We start from the raw sequence: 6,802 nt of genomic DNA on the forward strand, positions 1-6,802 counted from the left end.
TAGCGGCGCCACCGGGCGCGCCGCCCGCAACAGGAGAGCGCGGATGCAGCGTGTGCGTGGATGGAGTGTGGTGGCCTGCCTGACCCTGGCGGGATGTGCGATGTCGGTGGCGCCACCGGCAACGCAGAGTGACGTGAAGGAAAGCGCGGCAACGGCCGTGCCGGGCGTGGTGCTGCCGGATACGGAAGCGCTGCGCGTACATGACCCCGTGGGGCGTGATTACCCGATATGGGTGGCACTGCCGGCCGACTATGCCACGCACCCTGAAAAGCACTATCCGGTGCTGTACGTGACCGATGCGCTGTACAGCTTCCCGCTGGTGCGCAGCGTGCGCAATCTGGTGGGGCAGCAGGGCATCAACATCGAGAACTTCATCCTGGTCGGTTTGCCGCCGCAGGAGGGGCTGACTTCGAAGCAGAGCCGCTCGCGCGATTACACGCCCAGCGACCCGGCGCGTACCGCCGGGGGGTACTACAGTGATGACGTCACCTACGGTGGTGCCGCGCACTATCGCGATTTCCTGGCGGCGCACGTGCTGCCGATGGTCGATGCGCGCTACCGCACAGACCCGGCACGGCGCGTATTCGCCGGCCACTCCTATGGCGCTCTGTTCGGCGCCTATGTGCTGACCACCCAGCCGGACATGTTCAGCACCTACATCCTGTCCAGTCCTTCGCTGTGGTTCGATCAGCTGCGGCTGCCGCGCATGCAGGATGCCGCCGCCATCCCGGCGCAGCCGACGCGCGTGCTGCTGTCGGTAGGCAGCTACGAGACGGACAAGCCAGGGGCGCGTTACTCAACCGGGAACGACATGCTGCGGCAGACTGCCGACTTTGCCGCCCAGCTTGGGCGGAATGGCCGCAAGCTGCAGGTGGAGAATGTGGTGATCGACGGTGAGGACCATCTCACGGTGTACCCGCGGGTAATCACCCGCGCATTGCTGGAGGTGATACCAGGCGAAGGGCCGTATACCGGCGGTTGATGCCTTGTTCAATCCACGCCATGCGTGGATCAATGGCTCACGCCGCCTGTGCATCTGGCCCGACCAACACGCCCACATCCGCGTGCCGGAAGCACAGCCGGATGGCATCGAGCAGTTCGCTCATGTTGTAGGGCTTGGGCAGGAAATGGATGCCGTCGCGCAGTTGCGGCAGCACCTGGTGCTGGTCCATGCCCGAGGTGACCAGGATCGGCAGGTGTGGGTAGAGACTGCGAACCCGGTTGGCGGCTTCAATGCCACTGATCAGGCCCAGATTGACGTCGGTGAACAGCAGATCGAAACGCTCCCCGGCGGCCAGCAGACCCAGTGCCGCTTCGGCGGAGCTCACGCCCACCACGTGGCAGGCCTGGCTTTCCAGCGCCAGCCGGCTCAGTTCGCGGGTTTCCTCCGCGTCCTCGATCAGCAGGACGCGGGGTTCGACGTGGCGCTTGGACAGCAACATGACGCGGCAACTCCGGACAGCAACGGTGAAAAGGCGCGCAAGTATGCGCAAGCCGGTGGTGATCCCGGCGTGCACGGCAAGCTAAGCGGGCGTTACAGGTCTCTCTGGCGCCGGAGCCGAACGTGCCAGGCCAGCACCGCGACCGCGAGCAGGGCGGTGCCGATGCGCAGGCCGGTAGCCTGCCAGCCCAGTGCAACGGCGTCATCAAGGCTGAACGCATTCCAGGCCAGGTTCATCGAAACGTGCAGGACCAGGCCGCACCACAGAGTGTCACCGTCGAGGTGGTCGAGCCAGGCGAAGATGAAGCCGCCCAGAGCGATCACCGCGCCGACGAACAGGGCGGTGCCACCTCCCTCGAAACCGCCGAAGCCCAGCCAGTGGACCATGCCGAACAACAGCGCCTGCGGCAGTGCGAGCCACGGCCAGGGGCCGCGAACGATCTTCACCAGCAAGACGAATCCGAGGCCACGGAACAGCACTTCCTCGGCCAGCGGGAACAGCACTGCGAGCATCGTGGCGTCCAATGCGGTCAGTGCCTTGTTTGATGTGCCGAGCAGTGCCAGGCCCAGCCAGCACGGCAGGGTGGCCAGCAGCACCCACATCGGGCCGCCCCAGCCATTCCCGCGCAGCCCGAGGCTGGCCAGCAGGCTTGTTCCACGGGGGCGCAGCAGCGCGGCCAGCAGGAGTGCTACCAGCGCCGCCAGCGCGTTGTCCACCAGGCTGCCGCCATAGGGGATGGGCAGTGCGGGAATCGGTGTGCCGATGGCCGCGGCGATATCGCGCAGGTTCAGGCCGAGGCCAACGCCCAGCAGTACCAGCCCCATGCGCACGGCGTTGGGTAGGCGGGACAACCTGGTCATGTACGCACTCCTTGCGGAACAGGGGCCCAGTGTGTGCGACTGCCGTGGCATGGGCACGCGTCGGAAGTCCCCGTGCCATCGGTCATGGGTTGCCGCACAGTCATCACAGGGCAGGTAGAGTCATTGCCAGACCGACAGGAGCAATGCCGATGCTGTGCCCCGTATGCACGACCCAGACCCTGCAGATGGCCGAACGCCACGGCATCGAGATCGACTATTGCCCGGGCTGCCGTGGTGTCTGGCTGGATCGTGGCGAGCTGGACAAGATCATCGAACGTGCTGGTGCAGGTGCGGCCGTACCGCCGCCAGCGCCCGTGCAGGCTCAGCCGGCGTCCGCGCCGCCACCAGTGATGCACCGTGATACCCGCCACCTCGGCCAGCGCTACGAGGACAACCGTGGCCACGGCTACAAGAAAAAGAAGAAGGAGAGCTTCCTGTCGGAGTTGTTCGATTTCTAGGCGCTTCGCTCTTCGTAGCGTCGGGCCATGCTCGACTGGTTGTTGCCGCCAATAGTCGAGCATGGCTCGACTCTACAAGGGCCGGAAAGGAAAGCAGTCGAGCATGGCTCGACTTTACAGGGCGCGCATGATCACGGCCGCCGAAGGATGAACTCACGGTCGTGGGTGTCGCCCACGATGAAGTCGTACTCGCCAACCTTGCTGCAGCCATAGCGCGCATAGAAGCGCTGAGCACCGAAGTTTTCTTCCCACACGCCCACCCAAAGGGTGCGGCGCTGCGGCTGGTCCAGCCAGGTCATGAACGCATCCATCAGGCGCGCGCCGTGGCCGCCGTTCTGGTGTGCAGCCAGGATGTAGAACCGCTTCAGTTCGATGTCGCCCTCGCGTGCATCCGTGTGCGGCAAGGTGTTGGCACCGGCGGCCAGATAGCCGACCACGGCATCACCTTCCATCAGCAGCCAGATCGCGCTGCGTGGGTCGGACAGTTCGATGCGCTGCGGTTCGCTGCTGTAGTGCGCCTGCAGGAAATCGTCCAGCTCCTGCGGCGGATAGGAATCGCCCCAGGTTTCGTTGTAGGTGGCAATTGCGATGGCCGACAGCGCGTCGACATCGGCAAGGGTGGCGCGGCGGATCTGCAACGACATGGCGGTGCCTGCAATGGAGCGTGGCGCAGTGTAGCCGGCCCCGGCGGCTGCCGGGGCTGGCCATTGCTCACGAACCGCTGCTCAGAACCACATGCGCACGCCCGCCACCCAACGCGTGTCGCGCGCGTGGTCACCGGCATAGTCGGCGGTGTCGCCAAACGTACGTTCGTGGCTGATGCCGATGTACGGCGCGAAGCGACGGCTGAACTCATAGCGCAGGCGCAGCCCGGCTTCGACCTTGTTCAGTCCGCGACCAATGCCGTACTCCGGTTCATCCTTGGCCGCAACGGTGGCTTCCAGCAGCGGCTGCAGGATCAGGCGGTTGGTCAGCAGTACGTCGTACTCGACCTCGGCCTTGGCCAGCACCTGGCCGCCGGAGCCGAGGTACAGCGTGGCCGAACTCTCGAACTTGTACGGCGCCAGGCCCTGGATGCCGATGGCCGCCCACGTGCGCGAGTCGGCCGGGCGGAAGTCCTGGCGCACACCGACCAGCACGTCCCACCACGGCGACACGCTGCGGCCATACAGTGCTTCCAGCGATGACGACTCGGTGCGGCCGCGGCTGCGTTCGCCATCGGTGCGCAGCCACAGGCGGTTGATGTTGCCGCCGATCCAGCCCGTGGCCTCCCAGGCCTGGCCGTCGCTGTCCTTGCCGTCCCAGTGTTCGAGGCGGTCGATCAGCAGCAAGCTGTTGATCTCTGGTGCATGCTCCATCGCACCGTGGGCGATGGGCGGGAATGCGGCGGCACGGTCGGCATCGGTGGGGACCGGAATCGGCTCACGCGGTTCGGTGGGTGCGGGCGTGCCGTGACCCATCGCCGCATGGTCCATCTGCGAATGGTCCATCGCCGCTGGCTGCATCGCGCCATGGTCCATCTTCGAGTGGTCCATCGCGCCCGAATCCATCTTCAAATGATCCATCTTCGAATGATCGACCTGTTCGACTGGTGCGTTGACGGTCTTTGCGGGCGCGTCCATCGCAGCCATGTCATGGCCGGCGTGCGACTGCGCGAAGACCGGCAATGCGGCGGCCAGACCCAGGGCCAGCAGGCTGGGGGAAAACAGTGAGCGGCTCATTCTTCGATCCTCACTTCGCGCATCATGCCCGCTTCCATGTGGTACAGCAGATGGCAGTGGTAGGCCCAGCGGCCGAGCGCATCGGCGCGTACGCGGTAGCTGCGGCGCGTGCCGGGTGGCATGTCGATGGTGTGCTTGCGCAGCTGGAACTCGCCCTGGGCGTTTTCCAGATCACTCCACACGCCGTGCAGGTGGATCGGGTGCTGCATCATGGTGTCGTTGACCAGCACGATGCGCATGCGCTCGCCGTAGTTCAGCCGCAGCGGTTCGGCGCTGGCGAACGGGATGCCATCGAACGACCAGGAGAATTTTTCCATGTGGCCGGTCAGGTGCAATTCGATCTCGCGGCTTGGCTCGCGGCCATCGGGATCCTCGAACAGGCTGCGCATCGCGCCGTAGGTCAGCACCTGGCGTCCGTTGTCGCGCAGACCAATGCCGGGGTCGTCCAGCTTCGGTTCGGTGGCCGAGCTCTGCATGTCCACCAGCGGGTTGTTGCGCTCGCTGGCCGGATGCTTCGGTGCCTTGCCGGCAGCATCGCCACCGCCGTGCGCACCGTGACCCATGCTGGCGCCGCAGCCACCCTCCATGCCCTTCATCGCGGCCATGTCGTGGCCACCATGGCCACCACTGCCCATGTCGTGCCCCATGTCGCTCATCGTCAGCAACGGGCGTGGGTCGCGCGCGGGAATCGGGGCCTGCAGCCCGTGGCGCACCGCCAGCGTGCCGGCGGCGTAGCCGGTGCGGCCCATGTCCTGGCAGAAGATGGTGAAGGCGTCCTGGCCGGTGGGTTCGACCAGCACGTCGTAGGTCTCGGCCGGCGCGATGCGGAATTCGTCGATGCTGACCGGATGGATGTACTGGCCGTCGGCGGCCACCACGGTCATCTTCAGGCCGGGGATGCGCACATCGAAGTAGGTCATCGAGGCGCCGTTGATGAAACGCAGCAGCACCTTCTCGCCGCTGCGGAACAGCCCGGTCCAGTTGCCGGCTGGGGCGGTGCCGTTCATCAGGTAGGTGTAGGTGTGCGCGTTGATGTCGGAGATGTCGGTCGGCGTCATCCGCATCCGCCCCCACATGCCACGGTCGGACAGCGCGGCTGACCAGCCCTCGCGCTTCACGTCACGCAGGAAGTCGGGCAGGGTGCGCTTGTAGTAGTTGTCATGCTCGGCGAGCTTCTTCATGCGGCGGAACAGCGCGCCAGGGTCCATGTCGGTCCAGTCGGACAGCATGATCACGTGCTCGCGATCGTGCCGGTAGGGCGCCGGTTCGGCCGGATCGATGATAAGCGCGCCGTACAGGCCGGCCTGTTCCTGGAACATCGAGTGGCTGTGGTACCAGTAGGTGCCCGACTGCTTCAGTTCGAAGTGGTAGTGGTAGGTCTCGCCGGGGCCGATGCCGTTGAAGCTCAGGCCGGGCACGCCGTCCATGTTGGCCGGCAGCAGGATGCCGTGCCAGTGGATCGAGGTCGGGTGGCGTTCCAGGGTGTTGCGCACGAACAGGTCCACGGTCTGGCCTTCGCGCCAGCGCAGGATCGGTGCCGGCAGCGAGCCGTTGACGGTGATCGCCGGGCGGGTGCGGCCGGTGAAATTGGCCAGCGATTCGCCGATGGCCAGTTCGATGCGGGTGTCGCTGAGCACGGCGGGGGCACCGGCCAGGCGTGGGGCGGCAGTGGCGGCGGCGAGCGCGCGCTGCGGCACGCCGACAGCGGCGATGCCGGCAACCACGCCACCGGCGGCCAGGCCCTGCACGAACAGGCGGCGCGACGGCATGGGCACAGCGCCCGGACCGGGGGGAATGCGGGTATTCATGGTGGTGACTCCAGACACGTAAAGACGCCGGCAGGTGGCCGGCTACGGTGCGCAGGGCGCACGGTGCATGTGGAATCAGCCGATGGGAGGGCGGGAGATCGGCGGCAGCGGCGGCGCCGGACGGCCGTTGGCCGGCATCGGCTGCGGGGCCAGCGAGAGCGCCGGGCCGGCCATGAACGGCAACGGCTGCACGACCAGCAAGGGGTGCTGGGCACAGCTGCGCACGCAGTCCTTGATCTGGCAGTGGGCGTCGTGGGCGGGGGCCTTGGCCTGCGGGGCCTCGTTGGCCTGCATGGCGGCGTGGTGGTGGCAGTCGGGGTCACCGCCATCTACGGCGGCCGCGACGGCGTGTGCCATCCGCCCCATTTCCTCGTGACCGCTGGCCATGGCCGCGTTCAGCCCGTTGAGCAACAGGCTGAGCATGAGCACGACACGGAGCAGGGTCGAGGCCAGGGACATGGCGTTAATCTAGCTGCAAGTGGGCGCCGATGCACTTCTGGCTGAATGGCTGGT

8 protein-coding genes are annotated in these 6,802 nt (G+C 66.5%); 2 read left to right on the forward strand and 6 right to left on the reverse strand.

Going from position 1 to position 6,802, the window contains the following annotated elements; genetic code table 11:
- Nucleotides 1-43 precede the first annotated feature (43 nt).
- Nucleotides 44-982 (forward strand): alpha/beta hydrolase-fold protein, encoded by a 939-nt coding sequence (locus N5J73_RS18940; RefSeq protein ID WP_049447275.1) that lies wholly within the window; start codon nt 44-46, stop codon nt 980-982.
- Between the two features lie 37 nt (nt 983-1,019).
- Here N5J73_RS18940 and N5J73_RS18945 read toward each other — a convergent pair whose 3' ends face one another.
- Both N5J73_RS18945 and N5J73_RS18950 read right to left on the reverse strand, forming a co-directional pair.
- Nucleotides 1,020-1,442 carry a response regulator gene (locus N5J73_RS18945; protein ID WP_049447278.1) on the reverse strand — a complete coding sequence of 141 codons (423 nt, stop codon included), beginning with the start codon at nt 1,440-1,442 and terminating at the stop codon, nt 1,020-1,022.
- A 92-nt stretch (nt 1,443-1,534) separates the two neighbouring features.
- Nucleotides 1,535-2,302 carry a CPBP family glutamic-type intramembrane protease gene (locus N5J73_RS18950; protein WP_049447279.1) on the reverse strand — a complete coding sequence of 256 codons (768 nt, stop codon included), beginning with the start codon at nt 2,300-2,302 and terminating at the stop codon, nt 1,535-1,537.
- 149 nt (nt 2,303-2,451) lie between these two features.
- Between N5J73_RS18950 and N5J73_RS18955 the strand changes: the two genes are divergently transcribed.
- On the forward strand, nt 2,452-2,760 hold the full coding sequence (locus N5J73_RS18955) for a zf-TFIIB domain-containing protein (protein WP_049447281.1): 309 nt from the start codon (nt 2,452-2,454) through the stop codon (nt 2,758-2,760).
- A 131-nt stretch (nt 2,761-2,891) separates the two neighbouring features.
- On the opposite strand, the gene N5J73_RS18960 is transcribed toward N5J73_RS18955, so the two are convergent.
- The 4 genes from N5J73_RS18960 to N5J73_RS18975 all read right to left on the reverse strand — a co-directional run bounded on the left by N5J73_RS18960 (nt 2,892) and on the right by N5J73_RS18975 (nt 6,748).
- Nucleotides 2,892-3,404 carry a GNAT family N-acetyltransferase gene (locus N5J73_RS18960; RefSeq protein WP_049447283.1) on the reverse strand — a complete coding sequence of 171 codons (513 nt, stop codon included), beginning with the start codon at nt 3,402-3,404 and terminating at the stop codon, nt 2,892-2,894.
- Nucleotides 3,405-3,485: 81 nt separating this feature from the next.
- The gene (locus N5J73_RS18965; RefSeq protein WP_049447285.1) at nt 3,486-4,481 is read right to left on the reverse strand and encodes a copper resistance protein B; all 996 of its coding nucleotides are present in this window, start codon (nt 4,479-4,481) and stop codon (nt 3,486-3,488) included.
- Nucleotides 4,478-6,289, reverse strand: coding sequence for a copper resistance system multicopper oxidase (locus N5J73_RS18970; protein WP_049447287.1), 1,812 nt, complete (start codon nt 6,287-6,289; stop codon nt 4,478-4,480). Before N5J73_RS18970 ends, N5J73_RS18965 begins: the two co-directional genes overlap by 4 nt.
- A gap of 75 nt (nt 6,290-6,364) precedes the next feature.
- A complete protein-coding gene (locus tag N5J73_RS18975) occupies nt 6,365-6,748 on the reverse strand; it encodes a CopL family metal-binding regulatory protein (protein WP_049447289.1) in 384 nt (127 codons plus the stop codon).
- Nucleotides 6,749-6,802: the final 54 nt, after the last annotated feature.

This window comes from Stenotrophomonas sp. GD03654, assembly GCF_029845105.1.
Lineage (GTDB): Bacteria > Pseudomonadota > Gammaproteobacteria > Xanthomonadales > Xanthomonadaceae > Stenotrophomonas > Stenotrophomonas africana.

Coding starts and splice junctions, on each gene's coding strand:
- N5J73_RS18965 (WP_049447285.1), bottom strand. CDS start 4,481: ATGAGCCGCTCACTGTTTTCCCCCAGCCTGCTGGCCCTGGGTCTGGCC.
- N5J73_RS18970 (WP_049447287.1), bottom strand. CDS start 6,289: ATGAATACCCGCATTCCCCCCGGTCCGGGCGCTGTGCCCATGCCGTCG.
- N5J73_RS18945 (WP_049447278.1), bottom strand. CDS start 1,442: ATGTTGCTGTCCAAGCGCCACGTCGAACCCCGCGTCCTGCTGATCGAG.
- N5J73_RS18975 (WP_049447289.1), bottom strand. CDS start 6,748: ATGTCCCTGGCCTCGACCCTGCTCCGTGTCGTGCTCATGCTCAGCCTG.
- N5J73_RS18960 (WP_049447283.1), bottom strand. CDS start 3,404: ATGTCGTTGCAGATCCGCCGCGCCACCCTTGCCGATGTCGACGCGCTG.
- N5J73_RS18940 (WP_049447275.1), top strand. CDS start 44: ATGCAGCGTGTGCGTGGATGGAGTGTGGTGGCCTGCCTGACCCTGGCG.
- N5J73_RS18950 (WP_049447279.1), bottom strand. CDS start 2,302: ATGACCAGGTTGTCCCGCCTACCCAACGCCGTGCGCATGGGGCTGGTA.
- N5J73_RS18955 (WP_049447281.1), top strand. CDS start 2,452: ATGCTGTGCCCCGTATGCACGACCCAGACCCTGCAGATGGCCGAACGC.